Consider the following 19615-nt stretch of genomic DNA (forward strand, 5'->3'; position numbering starts at 1 on the left):
CCGCCTGCCACGACACGTCATACTTCACCGGGTGTCCGGACTCGGCGGGAACTTCACCAGGTTGTGGGCGGCGGCCACGGTCTCCAACATCGGCGACGGCATCGCGGCGGCCGCCGCGCCGCTGTTGGTCGCCTCGATCACCGATGATCCGGTGCTGGTCGGCCTGGCGGTCTTCGTCCAGCAGCTGCCATGGCTGTGCTTCTCACTGATCAGCGGCGTCTACGTGGACCGGCTCGACCGCCGCAAGCTCATCGTCGTCGTCAACGTGTTGCGCGCCCTGATCGTCGGCGGGCTGGCGCTCGCGGTGTGGCAGGACGCGGCGAGCATCCCCGTCGTCTACGCCGCCGGCTTCCTCCTCGGCACCTGCGAGACACTCGGAGACAACGCCTCTGGGGCGCTCGTCCCGATGGTCGTGAAGCCCGAGGACCTGCCCCGCGCCAACGCCCGCATGCAGACGGTGTTCTTCGCGGTCAACCGGTTCGCCGCTCCTCCGCTGGGCGCGGCCCTGTTCGTGGCGGCGGCGGCGCTGCCGTTCGGGATCAACGCGGTGTCGTTCGTGCTGGCCGCCGTGCTGATCTCCACGCTGCGCGGGAGCTTCAGGAGCGCGCCCGTCGAGCGGCGCTCGGTGCGCGCCGACCTGTCCGAGGGGACTGCCGAGTTCACCCGGCAGGGGAATCGCTTCCCTGATATGGTTCTTGTGTTCGAAACGGGCAGGGCTTGTCCGTCGCCTACCCCCAGCCGGGGAAAGCGAGAAGCCACTCCCTTCAGGGAGCGGAGGAGTCACCCTCGTTCTCTACAGCCGCGAGAGCCGCGAGCGGCTGAGACTCGACGAGTACGGCGACGGCGTCCTCATCACCGCCTTGGCTGTCGGCTTGCTCCTCGGCGCGGCGATCGCGCCGAGGCTGCAGGCCAGGTTCTCCGACTCCCTGCTGCTGAGAGTGGGGCTGGTGATCGAGACGCTGACGCACGTCGGGCTGGCGCTGGCCACCACCGCGTGGGTGGCCGGGCCGGTCCTGCTCGCCTTCGGCGTCCACGGGTCCGTCCTGGGCGCGGTCATCACGACGCTCCGCCAGCGGGCCGTACCCGACGAGCTGCGCGGCCGGGTGGACAGCGTCTATCTGTGGTTCTCGATCGGCGGCGCGGCGCTCGGCTCCCTGGTCGGCGGAGTCATCGCCCGCTGGCTCGGCATCACGGGACCCTTCTGGATGTCGGCGGTGGCGATGACGGTGTTCACGGTGCTGGCCTGGCGCCCGTTCGGCAGGCGGCTCGCCGCCTCCCCCACGGCGGGCGTCAGCCAAGAAGCGGAAGGAGCTGCTGGACGGCGCTGATGTCGCCCAGCGAGAACCGCGTCTTGGTCAGCGCGAAGGCCAGCCCGGACGAGGTGTCGGCGAAAGCGGCGCTGCCGTTGATGCCGACCATGCCGAACGAGGTGTCCGCGAACGAGCCGTCCGGCCTGCCCTTGGCGTACCCGAGCGCCCACGTGACGGGGTTGCCCATGAGCTGGTCGGTGCCGGTGAAGGCGGGCGCGGTCACGGTGTCGAGCTGCTCCTGCGACAGCAGGCGCACCCCGTCGACCTCGCCGAGCAGCGCGGCGTACATCCTGGCGACGGCGCGCGCGGAGAACGTGCCGCCCGCGGGGATGTCGGCGGCCAGGACGTCCCGCCTGTTGCCGTAGGCGGCGTCGGGCAGCAGGCCGCGAGGGGTGCCGGGGAAGTCGCCCATGACGGCCAGCATGGCGGCGTTGCCGGGGGCGTCGTCGAGCCTGGCGACCCTGTCCAGCTCGGAGGCGGGGACGCCGAGGTAGAGCTCGTCGGCGATGCCGAGCGGCTCGGCGATCTCCTCGCGCAGCACCTGCGAGATGGGCTTGCCCGTCGCGCGCCTGACGACCTCGCCGAGGATCCAGCCGAAGGTCTGGGAGTGGTAGCCGGTCCTGGTGCCCGGCTCCCACCACGGGACCGAGTCCGCGATGGCGCGGCACATGCCGTCCCAGTCGCACAGGTCCTCGATCGTGGTGCCGTCGGGTACGGCGGGCACGCCGACGGTGTGCGTCAGCACGTGCCGTACGGTCGCCGCCGACTTGCCGTGCGCGCCGAACTCGGGCCACAGCGCGGCGATGGGCGTGTCGTAGGACAGCACGCCGCGCGCGACCAGCACGTGGACGACGGTCGAGGTGACGGCCTTGCCGGTGGAGGCGCTGTAGACGGGCGTGGACGCCTCGATGGGGCCGGCGGTGGCGTCCACGACCAGCTCGCCGTGACGGTAGACGGCGACCTGGAGGCCGCTCTCGGCCCCGGACTCGACGAGCGTGTCGATGGACTTCTGGATGGTGTTCACGCCTGGCACTCCTCTTCGCTGTCTTCCCTGATCATCTCGTTGAGCCGCCGGCGCTGCTCGTCGGTGAGCGCCACCCAGGTCTCCGGGTTCGCGTAGATCATCAGTAGGTATTTCATGCCCCTTGGTCGGAGTGGTCGCCTCACTTCTCGACACGCCACGCGAGAAATCTTTGCGTGCTCGCGACGTGACGCTCGGTAGTCACTAAGGTTTGCGTCATGCTTGCCCTCCTTGCCGCCGTAGCGGCCGCAGTCGGCGTGGTAGCGCTCACCGCCTTCCTGTTCAGGAAGCTCGGCACCGAAGACCGCGACCCCGGGGGCCCTTCGACCGGCCACGCGGGGGCGATGCTGTCAGCGCTGTTCCTGCTGGTCTTCGCGATCGCCATCATCGTGCCGTGGACCACCGCCGACGCCGCTCGCCAGAACACCTTCGCCGAGGGGCAGGCCGCGGTGGAGACCTACTGGGCCGTGGGCGAGCTGGCCGACGACGACCAGGCGTGGGTACGGCAGAGCCTGCGCGACTACGTCGCGTTCGTGGTGCGCGACGAGTGGCCGCTGATGGCCGAAGGCCGGATGTCGCCCGAGGGCGGCGCCCGCCTCGACGCCCTGCGCAGCAGTATCGACCAGTCGAAGGTCGACGACGACACCAAGGCTGCCGTCCTCGACAAGGTGGAGGAGATGTCGGCCGCGCGCAGCAGAAGGGCGGCCGACGCGGGCACCACCCCGCCGGCCGGGCTGCTGCCGCTCACGATTCTCACCGGCGTGGTGGTGATCATCTTCCCCTTCCTCGCCGGGGCGCGGCCGCGCGGGCTGACGCTGGCGCCGCTGATGGTGATGGCGGGGATGCTCGGCATCGGCGTCTACCTGACCTGGAACATCTCCTACGCGTTCGCGGGAGCGCTGGCGGTGGGGCCCGACGCGCTGCAGGCGGCGCTGCAGGAGTTCCAGAGGATCGCGGAGAGCGCGTGAGGGCGGCGGCGCTGCTGGCGGGCGCGCTCCTCAGCCTGGGCGCCGGGCTCCCCGCCGCTTCCGAGCCGGCCACCCCAGCCCTCGCTCCCGCCCCCGCTCCCCAACCGAGCCCCACCCCGAAGGCGAGCCTCGCCCTCGGGGCGCGCCCGGTTGTCGCGAGCCCGGCCAACGCGGGCGCGGCCCCGAAGCCAGACCCGGTCGCCGCGGCTCCGGATCCGAAACCGGGTCCGGTCGCCGCGGCTCCGGATCCGAAACCGGGTCCGGTCGCCACGGGCCCGGTTGGCGCGAACCCAGGCCCGAAGCCAGGTCCGGTCGGCGCGAGCTCGGGCCCGAAGCCGGGGCCGGTCGGTGTGAGTGTGGGTCCTGTCGGCGCGAGCGTGGGGCCGGAGCCGGAGGAGGTTCACGTCGAGGTGTCGGTGTGTGTCAGCCTGCCGCCCGTGGCGGTCGAGGTGGGCGACTGTCACCGGCCGACGCCGCCCCCGCCGAGTCCCTCGCCCAGCCCGTCGCCGCCCCCACCGCCTCCGCCGCCGACCCTGGTGCCCACGCCCGTCTCCAGCACGCCGAGGAGCGCACCGCCCAGGGCCGTCAGTCCCACGCCGAGACCCGTGCCCCAACCGGTCGCGGCGCCGCGGCCGGTGCTCGTGCCGCCCAAGCCGGTGGAGGCCACACCGTCGCCGCCGAGGACGGCCGTGCCGCAGCGCCGCACCTACATCAGGGCCGAGCCACCGAGGCCGCCACGACGCAACCCGATCCGCTCGGTGCTGGTCATGGTGGTGCTGACCACGGTGATCGCCTCGACCACCGCGGTCGCGTTCGGCGCGATCAGATGACCGATCAGCACCAGACGATCGTCGGGATCACACGACCGGTAGCGATCAGATGATCGATGGGGACCAGATGACCAGGAGTGTCTTGCCTGTGGTCTGGCGGGCCTCGATCGCGCGGTGTGCCGAGGCTGCCTCCTCCAGCGGGTAGGTCTGCCCGATCGTCGGGCGCAACCGCCCCTGCGCGGCCAGTTCCAGGGCCGCGGCCACCAGCCCCTTCAGCTCCTCGGGGCTGGGAGGGCCCGAGCGCTCCAGGACCGTGATCGGCAACCCGTCCACCTCCGACCACGAGCCGCTGGCCATGCCGTACATGCTGGCTCTGCCGCCGGGGCGCAGGGCGGTCATGGCCTCGGTGCCCACCGCTCCGCCCACCCCGTCGAAGACCACGTCGGCCTCGATCGAGCGCGCCCACCCCGGCTCGGAGTAGTCGACGAAGGTGCCGAACCGCTCCACGAGCTCCCGCTTGCCGCGCGCGGCCCCGATCGCCTCGGCTCCCGAGGCGGCGGCCAGCTGCATGAGCAGCCCGCCGACCCCGCCGCCAGCCGCCAGCACCAGCACCCGCTCCCCCGGCTGGATCTTCGCCTGCTCGTACAGCATTACCGCGGTGCGTCCGTCGGCCAGCAGCGCCACCGCGTCGCGCAGCGCCACTCCTTCGGGCACGGGCACCACGTCGGCGGCCGAGGCCAGCGCCAGCGAGGCGTAGCCGCCGGTCCCTCCCGTGGTGGTGACCACGACGGTGCCGACCAGTCCCTCATCGACCCCCGGACCGACCGCCACGATCGCGCCGCCGACCCCGTTGCCGGGAGTGCGCGGCAGCGGCGGCGGCGCGAAGGGCCCCTTCCCGGCCCGCACCTGTGTCTCCACGAACGTGATGCTCGCGAACTCCACCCGCACCAGCACCTGGCCCTCGGCCGGCACCGGATCCTCCACCGTGCGCGCCCTCAGCACCTCGGGCCCGCCGAACTCGTCCATCACGATCGCTCTCATGCCTCCACCATAACGGAGCAATTCGCTCCGCAAAACAATGCGGAACGAAACGTGCCGCATTGGCTTCTACGCTGACAGCATGAACTGGAACGCCCGCCGTCTGGCGCGTCACTTTCCCGACGACCCCTCCGCCACCGCCGCCGACGTGGTCGCCGCGATGTGCGGCGCGCACGCCCAGGTGATGTCGGCGGCCGAGCTGTCGATCGGCCTCCGCATGCCCGGCGTCACCAGGGTGGCGGTCCGCGAGGCGCTGTGGGACGAGCGCAGCCTGGTCAAGACCTACGGCCCGCGCGGCACCGTGCACCTGCTCCCCGCCCGTGACCTGGCCATGTGGACCGGCGCCCTGTCCTGCCTGCCGGCGGGCCGGATCGACCTGCTCACCCCCGACCAGATCGACCAGGTCGTCGAGGCGATCGGCATCGCGCTGAAGGACACGGCACTCGTCGTCGACGAACTGGATGAGGCGGTGACGGCGATCGCCGGCCCGTGGGCGGGCGACAGGGTCATGGAAGCGTTCCAGACGAAGTGGCCGCGCTGGCGGCAGGCCATGCACCTCGCCGCGCACAGGGGCGTGCTCGCCTTCGGCCCCACCAGGGGCCGCAAGGTCACCTACACCAACCCGTGCGTACGACCCGCCGACGCCGCGAGCGCGCGGGCCGAGCTGCTGCGGCGCTACCTGCACTCCTACGGCCCGTCCACCCCTCAGCACTTCGCCCGCTGGCTGTCGGCCCCCGTCTCCTGGGCCACCAGGGTGTTCGAGGAGGTCGCGCTGGAGAAGGTCGAGGGCGGCTGGGTGAACGAGGGAGACACCGAGGCGCCCGACGGGCCGGCGAGGGGCGTGCGGCTGCTGCCGTACTTCGACGCCTTCGTCGTCGGCTCGCACCCGCGCGAGCAGCTCTTCCCCGGCATGGCGTGGGAGCGCGCGCTGGCGGGCGGGCAGGCGGGCAACTACCCGGTCCTGCTGATCGACGGGATCGTGGCGGGGGTCTGGCACCAGCGCCGCTCGGGCAGGAAGCTCGACATCGCCGTCGAGCCGCTCGCCGAGCTGGACGCGCGGCAGCTGGCGCGGCTCGGTGAGCAGGTCGAGCGGATCGGCGAGATCATGGAGGGCGTCCCCCGGCTGACGATCGGCAAGATCACCGTGGGGCCGCACGCCTAGGTCATCGCGTGGGCCACGGCCACGACCACGGCAGCCTTCCGCAGGGCGGGATGAGTACGGGGCTACTCATGACGCCCGCCGGAACCGCGCCGACAGTGAAGCCATGCCAGCCATTCGCGCACGGCGCCTGTTCGACGGCATGGACCTGCTCGGCGAGCGGGTCGTGCACGTCGCCGACGGCAAAATCACCGCCGTCACCGAGGACGGCCCCGCCGACCTCGACCTGGGCGACGTCACGCTCCTGCCCGGGCTCATCGACTGCCACGTCCACCTGGTCTTCGACGCGAGCACCGACCCCGTCGGCCACCTGCGGGAGTCGAGCGACGAGGAGGTGCTCGACAGGATGCGCGGGGAAGCGGCCAGAACGCTCGCCGCCGGCGTCACGACGGTCAGGGACCTCGGCGACCGCGGCTACCTCGCGCTCAGGCTCGCCGAGAAGCTCGGCGTCACCGAGGGGCCGGAGATCCTCGCCTCCGGACCGCCGATCACCACGACCAGGGGTCACTGCTGGTTCCTCGGCGGGGAGGCCGACGGCGTGGAGGGGGTCCGCGCGGCCGTACGCGAGCGGGCCAGGCAGGGCGCGCACGTGGTCAAGATGATGGTCACCGGCGGCGAGATGACCCCGGGCACCTACTCCCACCTGCGGCAGTACGGCCTGGCCGAGTTGCGCGCCGCGGTGGAGGAGGCCCACGCGCACGGCTTACCGATCGCCGCGCACGCCCACGCGGGCGAGGGGATCGCCGACGCGCTCGCGGCGGGGTTCGACACGATCGAGCACTGCTCGTTCATGACCGAGCACGCGGCCGCCCACGACGACACGATCATCGCCAGGCTGGCGGCCTCCGAGGTGATCGTCTCGCTCACCGCGGGGATGGTGCCCACCGACGTGCCGCCGCCGCCGGGCGTCGCGAAGCGGCTGCCGGGAATCATGGCGTCGCTCAGGGCCCTCTACGCGGAGGGCGTGTCCTTCGTGATCGGCAGCGACGCGGGGATCGGGCCCATCAAGCCGCACGGCGTCCTGCCGTACGGGGCGCAGATGCTGGTCGGCCTCGGCTACGCCCCGCTCGACGTGCTGCGTTCGATCACCTCGCGCGCGGCCAGGGCGTGCCGGGTGGCCGACAGGAAGGGACGGATCATGCAGGGGTTCGACGGCGACCTCGTGGCCTGCGGCGGCGACCCGCTGACCGATATCAGCGTGCTCCAACGGCCTTCCGCGGTCTTCAGGATGGGGAGACGGGTTCGGTGAACTCCGGGAAACCGCACCCGGTCATTCGATAGAGTGTTCGCATGCTTCTCCTCATCGACGTCCAGCGGAACATGCTGGAGCCGCCCCTCCCCGTGCCCGCGTGGCAGGACGTGTCCGCGGCCATCGCCACCCTGCTCGAACGCGCCCGCGCCGCGGGCGAGCCGGTGGCGTGGGTCCGCAACAACGGCGGCCCCGACGATCCCGACGCCCCGGGCACCACGGGCTGGGAACTGGTGCACGAGCCCGCGGCCGGTGAGCCGGTCATCGACAAGTCGGTCCCCGACTCCTTCGCCAACACCGACCTGGGCGACCTGCTGCCACCCGCCAGCCACCTGGTCGTGGCGGGCATGCAGAGCGAGTGGTGCGTGCGCGAGACGTCGCTCACCGCGCTGGCCCTCGGCCACGAGGTCACGCTCGTGCGCGGGGCCCACGCCACCTACGACGACCCGCGTCCGGCCCACGAGATCTCCCTCGCGGTCGAGAAGGAGCTGTCCGAGGCCGGCGCCCGCGTCGTCGAGGTCGACGAGGTCACCTTCTAGGCTGCCCGCGCGCCCGCCCTGCCCGCGTGCGAGCATCGGGGTCATGGCTGCCTACCGCATCGAGCAGGACACGCTCCTCCACGGACTGCCCCGTTTCTCGCTCGGGTCGGGCGAGCCGCTGATCGTCCTGCGCGGGTTCGGCGTCAACCACGCCAACCCGAAGGGGATGGAGCGGCCGCTGGAGCTCAAGATCGTCCGCCCGCTCGCCGAACGCCTCAGGGTCCATGCGGTCACCAGGGCGCCCGGCATGCGCCCCGGCACCACGATGGCCGAGATCGCCGCCCAGCACGCCGAGGCACTCATGGCGGAGTTCGGCGAACCGGTGAACGTCCTCGGCCTGTCCTCGGGCGGCTCCGTGGCGCTGCAACTGGCCGCCGACCATCCCCACACCGTCCGCAAGCTGGTCGTGGCAGGCGCGGGTCACCGGCTCACCGACCTGACGCGGCAGGTACAGCGGCGCTACACCGAGGTGGCCGCGACAGGGCGGCGTAGCCTGCATCTGCTCGCGCCGCTGATGACCGGGTCGCGGCTCGGCCGGCTCGCCCTGACCCCCGGGCTCTGGCTGATGGACCCGCTGATGCGCGCGACCGACCCCGCCGATCCGCTCGCCTTCGCCAGGGCGGAAGACTCCTTCTCCATCGGCGACCGCCTGGCCGACATCACCGCGCCCGCCCTTCTCATCAACGGGGAGAAGGATCTCGCCTACACTCCCGAGATCTTCCGCGAGACGGCCGAGGGAATCCCCGACTGCCGCCACATCGTCTATCCGGGCGCCAGTCACATGGGCAGCTTCACCCACCCGCGCTTCGCCGCCGACGTCGCCGACTTCGTGCTGAGCTGATCTCCTTCGAGATCATCACAAATAGCCGACTCGGTAGACGGGCAGGCCGACATACCAGTAGAAATACCCCGCCAGGTATCCCTGTGGGCGGAGGAGCGACACTGTGTCGAGCGAGATCCTGAGGTCCCGGAGCAACGTGGGCGGCAGGGTCGCGCCGATCGAGCTCTTCTTCGACCTCGTCTACGTCTTCGCGATCACCCAGCTCTCCCACCTGCTGCTGGAGCATCTCGACCTCCAGGGCGTGGGCCTGACGCTGATCCTGGCGCTGGCCGTGTGGTGGGCGTGGATGTACACCACGTGGAGCACGAACTACCTGCAGCCCGACCACCCCTCGATGCGGCTCACGCTCGTCGGCGTGATGGTCGGCGGGCTGGTGATGGCAGCGGCGCTGCCGCACGCCTTCGGCGAGCACGCCCTGTGGTTCGCCGGCGGTTACGTGCTGATCCAGGTGGGGCGCACGATCGCGGTCACGGTCCTGTCCAGGGGCACCACGCTGCAGACCGTCTTCATCAGGGTCCTGGTCTGGCTGGTGATGTCGGCCGTGCTGTGGATCGCCGGCGCCCTGGTCGGCGGCACCGCTCAGATCGTGCTGTGGCTGGCCGCCCTGGTGGTCGAGTACGCCGCGCCCGCCATCGGCTACCCCACGCCGTTCCTGCCCAGGAGCGTCACGACCGACTGGACGATCGACGGCTCGCACATGGCCGAGCGCTGCCAGCTGTTCGTCATCATCGCCCTCGGCGAGTCCGTGCTGGTCACCGGGGCGACGCTGGCGGGACACGACTTCACCCCGGGAGCCGTCGCCGCCTTCGTGGTCTCCTTCCTCGGCAGCGTGGCGCTGTGGTGGGTGTACTTCGACCGCACCGCCGAGGCCGCCGCCGAGGCCATCGCCGCCTCCGACGACCCCGGACGGCTCGGCCGCTCCGCCTACACCTACATCCACATCCCCATGGTGCTCGGCATCATCGTCTCGGCGGTCGGCGACGAGCTGGTGATCGCCCATCCCGGCGGGCACACGAGTCTGGCCACGGCGCTGACCGTGCTGGGCGGCCCCGCGCTGTTCCTCGTCGGGCACGCGATGTTCAAGCGGGCGGTGTTCGGCTACGTGCCCCTCAACCGCGTGGCGGCCGTGGCCGCGTTGGCGGCGCTGGGAGTGCTCGCGCTGGTCGCGCCGCCGCTGGTGATCAGCACGGCGGCGATGCTGGTGGTCTGGGGCGTCGCGATCTGGGACTCGGCCCTGTTCCGCAGGCTCCAGAACGCCGCCTGAGGACCCGGCTCAACCGGCCAGCTCGTGGAAGAGCGCCACGCGGAGCTCGTGATAGTCGAGGTCCTCCGCGTCATGGACCACGCCCGAGGCGACGGCCTGCTGGAAGTAGGCGAACTCCCTGCGCAACTTGTGCCTGATCAGCTGGACCAGCTCCTCCTCCGTCAGCGGGGCCGCGGTGCCGCCCGCCTCCAGGTAGGCGTCGACGAACTCCTTGCTCTGGCCCAGGTCGTCGTCGCCCCATTCGAAGGCGGCGGCGGCCAGCTCGACCTCGGGAGCGCCGACGAACGCCTCGTCCCAGTCGAGCACGGCGACGAGCGTGCCGTTCCTCGCGAGGGTGTTGCCGGGGTAGAAGTCGCCGTGAAGGGGGTGGCGGCGGGGGTGCTCCCGGTGGAAGGCGGCAAGCCAGAGGTCCAGCGCGGGATCGGCCAGTTCTGAGGTGTCGGCGGGGGGCGTGCCGTACCGGCCCTCCTCCGGGGAAGCGGACGGCGTGCCGTACAGGCCCTCTTCCTGGAAGGCGGGCACCGGGCGCGGGCCCGGGCGGACGTCGGCCAGCGCGGCGTGCAGCCCGGCCAGCAGGCGCGCGCCCTGGACGCGCTGGTCGGGCAGGTCCGAGCCGGGCCACGCGCCCTCGACGTACGGCCACAGCGAGACCGGCCGGCCGTCGACCCGGATCACGGTGCCGCCGGCCGGAGTGGGAACGGGCGCCACCGCCTCGGGCAGCGCGTCGGCGGCCCGGCGGGCGATGGCGTGGCACCACTCGGCCGCCGCGGTGGTGCGCCACTCGGGGCCCACGCGCACGACATGCCCGCCCAGGAGGTAGGCTGCGGATTCCTCTCCACCGTGCAGGCGCACGCCCTCGTCGTCGGGTGTTCCCCAGGTGGCGGTGACGGCCCGGCGGATCGCCGGAGTGAGAGGGATGTTCGCGTAGATCATCTTTCCAGTCTGCATGACGCACAGGCCGGGGAGACCTCAGTCACCGAACTGACGATCTATTGCCCCCGTGTGGTGTCGCACGTCAATGTGGGGCCATTGCCCGACGCTCATGAGGAGCCCTGTGACCGACGTACCTGTCACCGTCGAAGCCCGAGGCAGCGACTTCGCCCGACTGGCACGCAAGATCAACCAAGCCGGACTGCTTGACAGACGGCCCCTCTACTACACAGTCCGCCTGGGTCTGGTGGGCACCGCCTTCGTTGCAGGATGGGTGGCGTTCGCGCTGGTGGGTGATTCGTGGTGGACGCTGCTCGTGGCCTTCGTGTCAGCTGTCACCTTCGCCCAGGTGGCCCTCGTCGCCCACGATCTGGCGCACCGGCAGGTGTTCCGCAACCGCAGACCGAGTGAGATAGCCGGTCGGACGGTGGGCAACCTGCTCATCGGCATGGGCTACGGCTGGTGGACCGACAAGCACACCCGGCATCACGCCAATCCCAACCACGAGGACCACGATCCCGACGTCTCGCCCGCGGTGATCGTCTGGTCGGTTGAGCAGGCGGAGCGGGTGAAAGGACTGCCGAGGTTCGTCGCCCGCAGCCAGGCGTGGCTGTTCTTCCCCCTGCTGACGCTGGAGGGCTGGCACCTGCACGTGGCCAGCTTCAAGGCGCTGGCCAAGGGGTCGATGCGGCACCGGGCCCTGGAGGGCGCGCTCCTGGTGCTGCACTTCGTCTGGTTCTTCGGCCTCATCTTCACCGTGCTGCCGTTCGGGAAGGCCCTGGCGTTCGCGTTGGTGCACCAGGCGGTCTTCGGCGTCTACCTCGGCTGCACGTTCGCCCCCAACCACAAGGGCATGCCCATCCTCACCAAGGAGGACGAGCTCGACTTCCTGCGCAAGCAGGTGCTCACCTCACGCAACGTGCGCGGTGGCTGGATCGTGGACGTGGCCCTCGGCGGGCTCAACTACCAGATCGAGCACCACCTGTTCCCGAACATGCCCACCCCCAACCTGCGCAAGGCGAAGCCGATCGTCATGGCGCACTGCGCCGAACTGGGGGTGGCGTACCTGGAGTCGGGGCTCGTCAGCTCCTACGGCCAGGCACTCCGCCACCTCCACGAGGTCGGCAGGCCGCTACGAGAGGCGGGAGCGTAGCTCGTCACGCCTCGACTCCAGCTCGGCGATCAACCCGTCCTGCTCGTCGGCCATGCCCAGCATGGCCGACTTCTCCACGACATCCGTCGCTCCCATGTCGCTGATCTGGCTGCGCAGGTCGGCGTTCGATGCTTTCAGCCTCGCCAGATCCTCTTCGAGCCGGCGAAGTTCGTCCTGTGTGCTCATCTTCTTCCTCTACCCGAGCGAAATGTCTTCAACGTGTAAAGCGGCGCGGTGAGGGCGAGCAGGAGCAGGTAGCCAGCCGGCCGGCGACAGAATGACCCCTTGACTTCCTCCCCCTCGTAAACGAGGGGGATTCCCACGGTCACCCGTGAGGTTTCCTGCTTCACCGCCGGTAGCCCGCCCGAGAGGACTCTCGTTGAGGTCTTACACCAGCTCCACAGGCGTTTCAGCTCTCCGCCAGCCCGGCGGCGAGCACGTTCTTGGCCGCGTTCACGTCCCGGTCGTGGACCGCGCCGCAGGCGCACTCCCACGTTCGGACGTTCAACGGCATGGACTGCTGGATGGCTCCGCACGCCGAGCACAGCTTGGAGGAGGGGAACCAGCGGTCCACGACCAGCAGGTCCCGCCCGTACCAGGCGGCTTTGTACTCCAGCATGGAGCGCAGCTCGCGCCAGCTCGCGTCGCTGATGGCGCGAGCCAGCGAGTGGTTCTTCACCATGTTGCGGACGGTGAGGTCCTCGATCACGACCGTTTGGTTCTCACGGACGAGCCGAGTGGTGAGCTTGTGCAGGAAATCGCGGCGGCGGTCGGTGACGCGGGCGTACACGCGGGCTACCCGAAGGTTCGCCTTCTGCCGGTTGGCGGACCCCTTCTCTTTCCGTGCGAGCGCTCGCTGAGCGCGGGCGAGCTTGCGCCGGTCGGCCCGCTCATGCTTCGGGTTGACGATTTTCTCTCCGGTGGAGAGCGTGGCCAGCGCGGTGATGCCCGCGTCCACTCCCACCATCGCGTCCACGGGCGAAAACGGCGTGATCTTCTCCTCTACCAGCATGGACACGAACCAGCGGCCTGCCGCGTCACGGGACACGGTGACCGTGGACGGCTCCGCGCCGTCGGGCAGTGGACGGGACCACACGATGTTCAGGGGTGCGTCCATCTTCGCGAGCGTGAGCGCGCCGTCGCGCCAGCGGAACGCCGAGCGGGTGTATTCGGCCGACGCCCGGGACTTCTTACGCGACTTGAAGGTGGGGTATGTGGCGCGTTTGGCGAAGAAGTTCGCGAACGCCGCCTGAAGATGGCGAAGCGCCTGCTGCAACGGAACCGACGACACCTTGAACAGGAAGTCGTAGTCGCCGCTGCGCTTCCACGCGGTCAACGCGGCCGAGGACTCCACGTAGGAGACGCGACGGCCTTCAAGCGTGTAAGCGCGGGTTCGTTCTTCGAGCGCCTTGTTGTAGACGAGGCGGACGCACCCGAACGTGCGGGCAAGCTCTTCGGCCTGCTCGGGGGTCGGGTAGAAGCGGTACTTGTAGGCCCGCTTCACGATCTGCGCCACGCCTCACATTCTATCGCGTTGTCGGTTAAGCATCGCGTGTTTGTTCGAGACGGAGGTCCGCCTGGCGGCGAATCGCCTACCCCTGCCCTGCTCCGCAGGAGTCCGATTCCTCCCCCGCCTGAAGGCGGGGGTTTCCTCGGAGGTTCCCGATGAAGGTGACGATCGGCATGGTGGCGGTCATCGCGGCGGGCTGCGTCCTGGCCGTGCTGGTGCGGCCCGAGGCGAGCCCCAACGTGCTCGACGTCGCGCTGCCGCTGATCATCTGCGGGGCGCTGTTCCTGCGGCGCCGGAACCCGGTCGCCGTGCTGCTGGTCGTCATGATCGCCTGCGCGGTCTACTATCCCTTCGCCGGATACGACGGGCCGGTGATGCTGGCCGCCCTGCTCGCCCTCTACACCGCCGCCGACCTCGGTCACCTGGCGGCGGCGGGCACCGTCGCCGCGGCCCTGCTCCTCGGCATGGGCATGGGCGAGACGGGCGAGGTCAGGCACGTCGACGACGGGCTGTTCCTCATGATCGCGGGCTGGCTCGCGGCCGCCGTCGCGGCGGGAGGCGTCACCCGCAACAGGCGCGCCTACCTGCAGGAGGTCGAACGGCGGGCCGCGGAGGCCGAGCACACCAAGGAGACCGAGGCCAAGCGCAGGGCCACGGAGGAGCGGCTGCGCATCGCCCGCGAGCTGCACGACGTCCTCGGACACAACATCTCCATGATCAACGTCCAGGCCGGAGCGGCGCTGCACGGCATCAAGAAGCGGCCGGAGGAAGCCGAGGCCGCCCTCCAGGCGATCAAGGAGACCAGCAAGGAGACGCTGCGGGAGCTGCGGGCCACGCTGGGTGTGCTGCGCCAGGTGGACGAGGGCGCCCCGACCAGCCCCACCGCGAGCCTCGGCCGGCTCGACGAGGTCGTGCGCAGGAGCGGCCTCACCGTCGACAGCGACATCGACGTCGGGGAGCCGCCCGTCGAGGTCGACCTCGCGGCGGCCAGGATCATCCAGGAGGCGCTGACGAACGTCTCGCGGCACTCCGCGGCGGGCCGGGCACGGCTGTCAGTCGCCGAAATATCCGGAAAGATGGTCATCACGGTGGAAGACGACGGCCCTTCCGTGGTCTTCCCGGGAGGAAGCGGGTACGGCGTGCAAGGAATGAAGGAACGGGCCATGGCGCTGGGCGGCACCCTGGAGGCCGGCCCCCGTCCCGAGGGCGGCTACCGCGTCGTCGCCGAGCTGCCGCTGTGATCCGCGTCCTGCTGGCCGACGACCAGACGCTGGTGCGGGCCGGGTTCCGCTCGATCCTGTCCGACGAGGACGACCTCGAGGTGGTGGGCGAGGCCGCCAACGGCGCCGAGGCCGTCGCCAAGGCCCGCGAGCTGCGCCCCGACGTGGTGCTGATGGACATCAGGATGCCCGAGCTCGACGGGCTGGAGGCGAGCCGTCAGATCGTCGCCGACCCCCGGCTGACCGGCACGAGGGTCGTCATCCTGACCACCTTCGACCTCGACGACTACGTCTACGGCGCGCTCAAGGCGGGCGCGAGCGGCTTCCTGGTCAAGGACACCGAGCCCGCCGAGCTCATCCACGCCGTCAGGGTCGTGGCGCGCGGCGACGCGCTCATCGCGCCGTCGATCACCCGCCGGCTGATCGCCGAGTTCGCCGGAAGGGTCAAGCGGCCCGCGCCGGGGCCCCAGATGAACGCGCTGACCGAGCGCGAGCGGGAGGTCATGGAGCTGGTCGCGCAGGGCCTGTCGAACGACGAGATCGCGGCCCGGCTCGTGCTCAGCCCCGCGACCGCGAAGACGCACGTCAGCCGCATCATGACCAAGCTCGACGTGCGCGACAGGGCGCAGCTGGTCGTGCTGGCGTACGAGGCCGGTGTCATCACCCCGGGATGGCTTACACCCTAGGGAGTACGGCCCGCACAACCGTGGGCTGACGCGGCGGGGCAGGCCGTACGTGGATGGTCTGAGGTATGGAAACCGTAGACCTGGCCCGCCTGCAGTTCGCGCTGACCGCGGGGGCGCACTTCCTCTTCGTCGCGCTGACGCTCGGCCTCGCCACCCTGGTCGCGGTCCTGCAGACCAGGGCGACGCTCACCCGTAGCCCGCTGCACCTGCGGATGACGAGGTTCTGGGGCCAGCTCTACATCATCAACTACGCCATGGGCATCGTGACGGGGCTGGTGATGGAGTTCCAGTTCGGGATGTCCTGGAGCGGCCTGACGCACTTCGCCGGCAACGTGTTCGGCGCGGCACTGGCCATCGAGACGCTGGTGGCCTTCTTCATCGAGTCGACCTTCCTCGGCCTGTGGATCTTCGGCTGGGACCGGCTGAACCGGTGGGCGCACCTGGCGCTGATCTGGGTCGTCACGCTGACCGCCTACGCCAGCGCCTTCTGGATCCTGATCGCCAACGGCTTCCTGCAGAACCCGGTCGGCCACCGGGTCGTGGACGGCGTGCTCCAGCTAACCGACTTCGGCGCGCTGACGGCCAACCCCGCCTCGCTCGTCGCCTTCGGCCACATCCTGAGCGGCGCCATGGTCGTCGGCGGCTTCTTCATGGCCGGGGTGAGCGCCTACCACCTGCGCAGGCGCACCCACGAGCAGGAGTTCTTCCGCAAGTCGCTGCGCATCGGCATCGCCCTCGCGCTGCCGGCCACCCTGGTCACCGCGACCTTCGGCGGCCTCGGCTTCGACACGATGCAGCCGACCAAGGCGGCCGCCTGGTCGGGCAGCGCGGACGAGCTGGCCCAGGTGCAGGCCGACATGGTGGCGCGCTTCGGCCCCGGCGACTACCTGCCGCCCGTCGAGCTGGTGCGCACCGCGGGCATCGTGATGATGCTGCTGTTCGTGATCATGTTCGTCGTCGCCGCCGCCAGCTTCCTGCTGATGCTGTTCCGGCCCGCGGTGCGTGGCCTGCGGATCTGGCACTGGCTGCTGACGGCGATGATCCCGATCCCTTTCGTCACCATGCTGGCGGGCTGGATCTTCCGCGAGGTCGGCCGCCAGCCCTGGGTCGTGTACGGCCTGCTGACCACGCAGGACGCGATGTCCCACGTCAGCCCGCTGGAGATGCGCGTCTCGCTGATCGCCTTCAGCGCGGTCTTCGGACTGCTCATCGTCATCAACTACTGGCTGCTGGCCAGGCACGCCAAGCGCGGGCCCGACGCCGTGGCCCTGGGCAGCCGCCCTGTCGAGACCCCCGCCCCCGCTCTGACGTTCTGAGGAGACATCGTGGAGATCTTCATCCTGGGCTTCTTCGCGCTCGGCTACCTCATCCTCGGCGGGGCCGACATCGGGGTGGGCATGCTGCTGCCGTACCTCGGAAGGACGGCCGCCGAGCGCAGAACCGTCATCGCCGCCTTCGCCCCCTTCTTCCTCGGCAACGAGGTGTGGCTGGTCGCCACCGCCGGGGTGCTGGCGGGGCTGTTCCCGCTGCTGGAGGGCGAGCTGCTGAGCGGCAACTACCTGGCGATCGTGGCGCTGCTGGTCGGCTGGATCGTCCGGGACATGGGGCTGTGGCTGCGCGGCCGGATGCCGGGGGCGCGCTGGCAGGCCTGCTGGGACGGGGCGATCGTCGGCGGCTCGTGGACGCTGGCGCTGGCCTGGGGGGTGATCTTCACCCAGATCCTGCCGGTGCCGATCGTGGCGGCGGGCGTGGTCGCGCTGCTGTTCGCGATGCACGGGCTGGCGTTCGCGGGGCTGCGGCTCACCGGAGAGCTGCGGGAGCGGGCCGTACGGCTGACCGGCGGGTCGGGCGAGGGACGCACGTACGCGCTGACGGCGGTGGCGCTGACCGGGCTCGGCGTGCTGGCGGGGGCGGAGCTGGACCTCGCGCACTCGGCGGCCGACGCGGGCACGCTGGGGCTTCTCGTGCCGGTGATGCTGGCGCTGATCCCGTTCCTGGTGGCGGCACAGGCATGGGTCTGGTGGACCTTCAGAGCCCGCGTAACAGGCCCGTCCTACCTGTAACGCCCTCTCCCCTATCCACCGGCGCCGTCGGACGCCTCTTCGCGACCGCCCTTCCAAAGACCCCAGCCCCCCATCCACCGGGCGCCGTCAGATGCCTCTTCGCACCCCTCCCCCAGAAAGACCCCAGCCCCAGCCCGCACGAAGAGGGCAGGCGGTCACGGGCTGGGGTTCTTCGGAGGAAGGCGACGGCCGAGATCCGCGAGCTGGCCATGCTGGCCTACCCCGCTAGTGAGCGATGATCGAGGCGTCCTCCGGCGGCATGTCCTCGCGCGGTGCCGCGCGCAGCCAGCGGCAGCCGTGCGGCGACATCGGCAGCCGCACGTGGCCCCCGGCGACCTCCATCGTCTCGTCGGCCAGCAGGTCGGTGAGCACGCAGCCGTCCAGGCCCTCCAGCGCCAGCTCGATCTCCGTCGCGGTGTCACACAGGTTGTGGACGGCCACCACGGTCGCGCTGTCGGCGTCGCAGCGGTGCGCGAAGACGGAGGGGTGGCCGGTGTCCAGCACGGTGTTGTCGCCCCACGCCAGCTCGGGGCACTCCCTGTAGCGCTCGATCAGCAGCTGGAACCAGCGCAGCAGCGAGTCGGGGTCGCGCTTCTGGTCACTGACGTTGACCCGGTCGGGCGCGAACGTCCCCTCGGGGATGTCCCGCACCGGCTTGGCGTCGCTGAAGCCGCCGCCCGGTGACCACTGCATCGGCGTCCTGACCGCCATGCGTCCCTCCGCGTCGAGGTCGTCCCCCATCCCGATCTCCTCGCCGTAGAAGATCACCGGCGTGCCCGGCATGGAGAACAGCAGGCTGTAGGCCATCTTGATGCGACGCAGGTCGCCGCCGAACATCGAGGGCAGCCTGCGGCGCAGGCCCCTGCCGTAGATCTGCATGTTCTTCTCGGGGCCGAAGGTGTCGAAGACCTCCTGCCGCTCCTCCTCGCTGAGCTTGTCGAGGGTCAGCTCGTCGTGGTTGCGGAGGAAGGTGGCCCACTGGCAGTCCTTGGGCGGCCTGGGACGGTCGCCCAGCGCCTGGTTGATCGGCTCGGCCTCGTTCCTGGCCAGGGCCAGCCAGGTGCGCTGCATGGCGATGAAGTCGAAGCACATCGTGAGCTGGTCGCCGTTGCCGTCGCCGAAGTAGGAGACGAGGTCCTTGTACTGCATGTTGACCTCGCCGAGCAGGATCGAGCCGCCTTCACGCCTGGACATGAAGGCGCGCAGGTCGGCGAGGAAGGCGTGCGGGTCGGGCAGCTTGTCGCCCACGTTCTCGATGAGGAACGGCACCGCGTCCACCCTGAACCCCGAGAGCCCGAGCTCCATCCAGAAGCCCAGCACGCGGGCGATCTCGTCGCGGACCGCGGGGTTGGCGACGTTGAGATCGGGCTGGTGGCGGTAGAAGCTGTGCAGGTAGTACTGCCCCGTATTCTTGTCGAACTGCCAGATCGAGTCCTCCTTGTCGGGGAAGACGATCTGGCTGGGGTCGTCAGGTTCGGGGTTGTCGGTCCACACGTACCAGTCGCGGTACGGCGACTCCCTGCTCGACCGCGACTCCTTGAACCACGGATGCTGGTCGGAGGTGTGGTTGACCACCAGGTCGGCGATCACCCTGATCCCCCTGTCCTTCGCGGTGCGCATGAACTCGACGAAGTCGCCGAGCGTGCCGAGCCGGGCGTCGACGCTGTAGAAGTCGGTGATGTCGTAGCCGTCGTCCCTGTTGGGGGTCGGGAAGAAGGGCATGAGCCACAGACACGTGATGCCGAGGCTGTGCAGATAGTCGATCTGCTGGGTGAGGCCGCGGAAGTCGCCCACACCGTCGCCGTCGCCGTCCTTGTAGGTCTCGACGTCGAGACAGTAGATGACCGCGTTCTTCCACCAAAGATCGCTTGTGTACGTGAGCCGCATGGCGCCC

19 protein-coding genes and 3 pseudogenes are annotated in these 19615 nt (G+C 70.5%); 15 read left to right on the forward strand and 7 right to left on the reverse strand.

Going from position 1 to position 19615, the window contains the following annotated elements; genetic code table 11:
• Window positions 1–100: 100 nt before the first annotated feature.
• Together H4W81_RS31895 and H4W81_RS31900 are read left to right on the forward strand one after the other, a co-directional pair.
• Window positions 101–586 (forward strand): annotated as a pseudogene (locus tag H4W81_RS31895) (MFS transporter); the annotation flags it as partial.
• Window positions 587–695: 109 nt separating this feature from the next.
• Window positions 696–1328 (forward strand): MFS transporter, encoded by a 633-nt coding sequence (locus tag H4W81_RS31900; RefSeq protein WP_225958890.1) that lies wholly within the window; start codon window positions 696–698, stop codon window positions 1326–1328.
• Here the strand turns inward: H4W81_RS31900 and H4W81_RS31905 are convergent.
• A complete protein-coding gene (locus tag H4W81_RS31905) occupies window positions 1291–2334 on the reverse strand; it encodes a serine hydrolase domain-containing protein (protein ID WP_192778201.1) in 1044 nt (347 codons plus the stop codon). The genes H4W81_RS31900 and H4W81_RS31905 overlap by 38 nt on opposite strands.
• Before the next feature lie 215 nt (window positions 2335–2549).
• Here H4W81_RS31905 and H4W81_RS31910 point away from each other — a divergent pair, with 215 nt between their 5' ends.
• Window positions 2550–3299: a bestrophin-like domain gene (locus H4W81_RS31910; protein WP_192778202.1), complete on the forward strand. Its 750-nt coding sequence runs from the start codon at window positions 2550–2552 to the stop codon at window positions 3297–3299.
• A gap of 460 nt (window positions 3300–3759) precedes the next feature.
• Here H4W81_RS31910 and H4W81_RS48880 read toward each other — a convergent pair whose 3' ends face one another.
• On the reverse strand, window positions 3760–3894 hold the full coding sequence (locus H4W81_RS48880) for a hypothetical protein (protein ID WP_264083200.1): 135 nt from the start codon (window positions 3892–3894) through the stop codon (window positions 3760–3762).
• Between the two features lie 10 nt (window positions 3895–3904).
• On the opposite strand from H4W81_RS48880, the gene H4W81_RS31915 reads away from it, so the two are divergent.
• Window positions 3905–4129 (forward strand): hypothetical protein, encoded by a 225-nt coding sequence (locus H4W81_RS31915; protein ID WP_192778203.1) that lies wholly within the window; start codon window positions 3905–3907, stop codon window positions 4127–4129.
• 45 nt (window positions 4130–4174) lie between these two features.
• Here the strand turns inward: H4W81_RS31915 and H4W81_RS31920 are convergent, their stop codons facing one another.
• Window positions 4175–5110 (reverse strand): zinc-binding dehydrogenase, encoded by a 936-nt coding sequence (locus tag H4W81_RS31920; protein ID WP_192778204.1) that lies wholly within the window; start codon window positions 5108–5110, stop codon window positions 4175–4177.
• Window positions 5111–5189: 79 nt separating this feature from the next.
• Between H4W81_RS31920 and H4W81_RS31925 the strand changes: the two genes are divergently transcribed.
• The 5 genes from H4W81_RS31925 to H4W81_RS31945 all read left to right on the forward strand — a co-directional run bounded on the left by H4W81_RS31925 (window position 5190) and on the right by H4W81_RS31945 (window position 10159).
• Window positions 5190–6269 carry a winged helix DNA-binding domain-containing protein gene (locus tag H4W81_RS31925; protein ID WP_192778205.1) on the forward strand — a complete coding sequence of 360 codons (1080 nt, stop codon included), beginning with the start codon at window positions 5190–5192 and terminating at the stop codon, window positions 6267–6269.
• A 103-nt stretch (window positions 6270–6372) separates the two neighbouring features.
• A complete protein-coding gene (locus H4W81_RS31930) occupies window positions 6373–7515 on the forward strand; it encodes a metal-dependent hydrolase family protein (RefSeq protein WP_192778206.1) in 1143 nt (380 codons plus the stop codon).
• A gap of 41 nt (window positions 7516–7556) precedes the next feature.
• The gene (locus H4W81_RS31935) at window positions 7557–8054 is read left to right on the forward strand and encodes an isochorismatase family protein (RefSeq protein ID WP_192778207.1); all 498 of its coding nucleotides are present in this window, start codon (window positions 7557–7559) and stop codon (window positions 8052–8054) included.
• 43 nt (window positions 8055–8097) lie between these two features.
• Window positions 8098–8895: an alpha/beta fold hydrolase gene (locus H4W81_RS31940; protein ID WP_192778208.1), complete on the forward strand. Its 798-nt coding sequence runs from the start codon at window positions 8098–8100 to the stop codon at window positions 8893–8895.
• A gap of 103 nt (window positions 8896–8998) precedes the next feature.
• Entirely contained in the window at window positions 8999–10159 is a 1161-nt protein-coding gene (locus tag H4W81_RS31945) for a low temperature requirement protein A (protein ID WP_192778209.1), read from the forward strand.
• A 9-nt stretch (window positions 10160–10168) separates the two neighbouring features.
• On the opposite strand, the gene H4W81_RS31950 is transcribed toward H4W81_RS31945, so the two are convergent.
• The gene (locus tag H4W81_RS31950; RefSeq protein WP_192778210.1) at window positions 10169–11092 is read right to left on the reverse strand and encodes a phosphotransferase enzyme family protein; all 924 of its coding nucleotides are present in this window, start codon (window positions 11090–11092) and stop codon (window positions 10169–10171) included.
• Between the two features lie 121 nt (window positions 11093–11213).
• On the opposite strand from H4W81_RS31950, the gene H4W81_RS31955 reads away from it, so the two are divergent.
• Window positions 11214–12242 carry a fatty acid desaturase family protein gene (locus tag H4W81_RS31955; protein WP_318782090.1) on the forward strand — a complete coding sequence of 343 codons (1029 nt, stop codon included), beginning with the start codon at window positions 11214–11216 and terminating at the stop codon, window positions 12240–12242.
• Here the strand turns inward: H4W81_RS31955 and H4W81_RS31960 are convergent.
• Window positions 12222–12428: a hypothetical protein gene (locus tag H4W81_RS31960; protein ID WP_192778212.1), complete on the reverse strand. Its 207-nt coding sequence runs from the start codon at window positions 12426–12428 to the stop codon at window positions 12222–12224. The two genes, H4W81_RS31955 and H4W81_RS31960, sit on opposite strands and share 21 nt — an antisense overlap.
• Window positions 12429–12565: 137 nt before the next feature.
• A pseudogene (locus H4W81_RS31965) lies at window positions 12566–13758 on the reverse strand (RNA-guided endonuclease InsQ/TnpB family protein); the annotation flags it as partial.
• A gap of 143 nt (window positions 13759–13901) precedes the next feature.
• Between H4W81_RS31965 and H4W81_RS50205 the strand changes: the two are divergent.
• From H4W81_RS50205 to H4W81_RS31985, 5 genes and pseudogenes are all read left to right on the forward strand, one after another.
• A pseudogene (locus H4W81_RS50205) lies at window positions 13902–14600 on the forward strand (sensor histidine kinase); the annotation flags it as partial.
• A gap of 63 nt (window positions 14601–14663) precedes the next feature.
• A complete protein-coding gene (locus H4W81_RS50210; RefSeq protein ID WP_420538758.1) occupies window positions 14664–14993 on the forward strand; it encodes a sensor histidine kinase in 330 nt (109 codons plus the stop codon).
• The gene (locus tag H4W81_RS31975; RefSeq protein ID WP_192778215.1) at window positions 14990–15658 is read left to right on the forward strand and encodes a response regulator; all 669 of its coding nucleotides are present in this window, start codon (window positions 14990–14992) and stop codon (window positions 15656–15658) included. Before H4W81_RS50210 ends, H4W81_RS31975 begins: the two co-directional genes overlap by 4 nt.
• 65 nt (window positions 15659–15723) lie before the next feature.
• On the forward strand, window positions 15724–16974 hold the full coding sequence (locus tag H4W81_RS31980) for a cytochrome ubiquinol oxidase subunit I (RefSeq protein ID WP_192778216.1): 1251 nt from the start codon (window positions 15724–15726) through the stop codon (window positions 16972–16974).
• Window positions 16975–16983: 9 nt separating this feature from the next.
• On the forward strand, window positions 16984–17721 hold the full coding sequence (locus tag H4W81_RS31985) for a cytochrome d ubiquinol oxidase subunit II (RefSeq protein ID WP_192778217.1): 738 nt from the start codon (window positions 16984–16986) through the stop codon (window positions 17719–17721).
• 225 nt (window positions 17722–17946) lie between these two features.
• Here the strand turns inward: H4W81_RS31985 and H4W81_RS31990 are convergent, their stop codons facing one another.
• On the reverse strand, window positions 17947–19608 hold the full coding sequence (locus H4W81_RS31990; RefSeq protein WP_192778218.1) for an alpha-amylase family protein: 1662 nt from the start codon (window positions 19606–19608) through the stop codon (window positions 17947–17949).
• Window positions 19609–19615 lie beyond the last annotated feature (7 nt).

Source organism: Nonomuraea africana (assembly GCF_014873535.1).
Classification (GTDB): Bacteria; Actinomycetota; Actinomycetes; order Streptosporangiales; family Streptosporangiaceae; genus Nonomuraea; species Nonomuraea africana.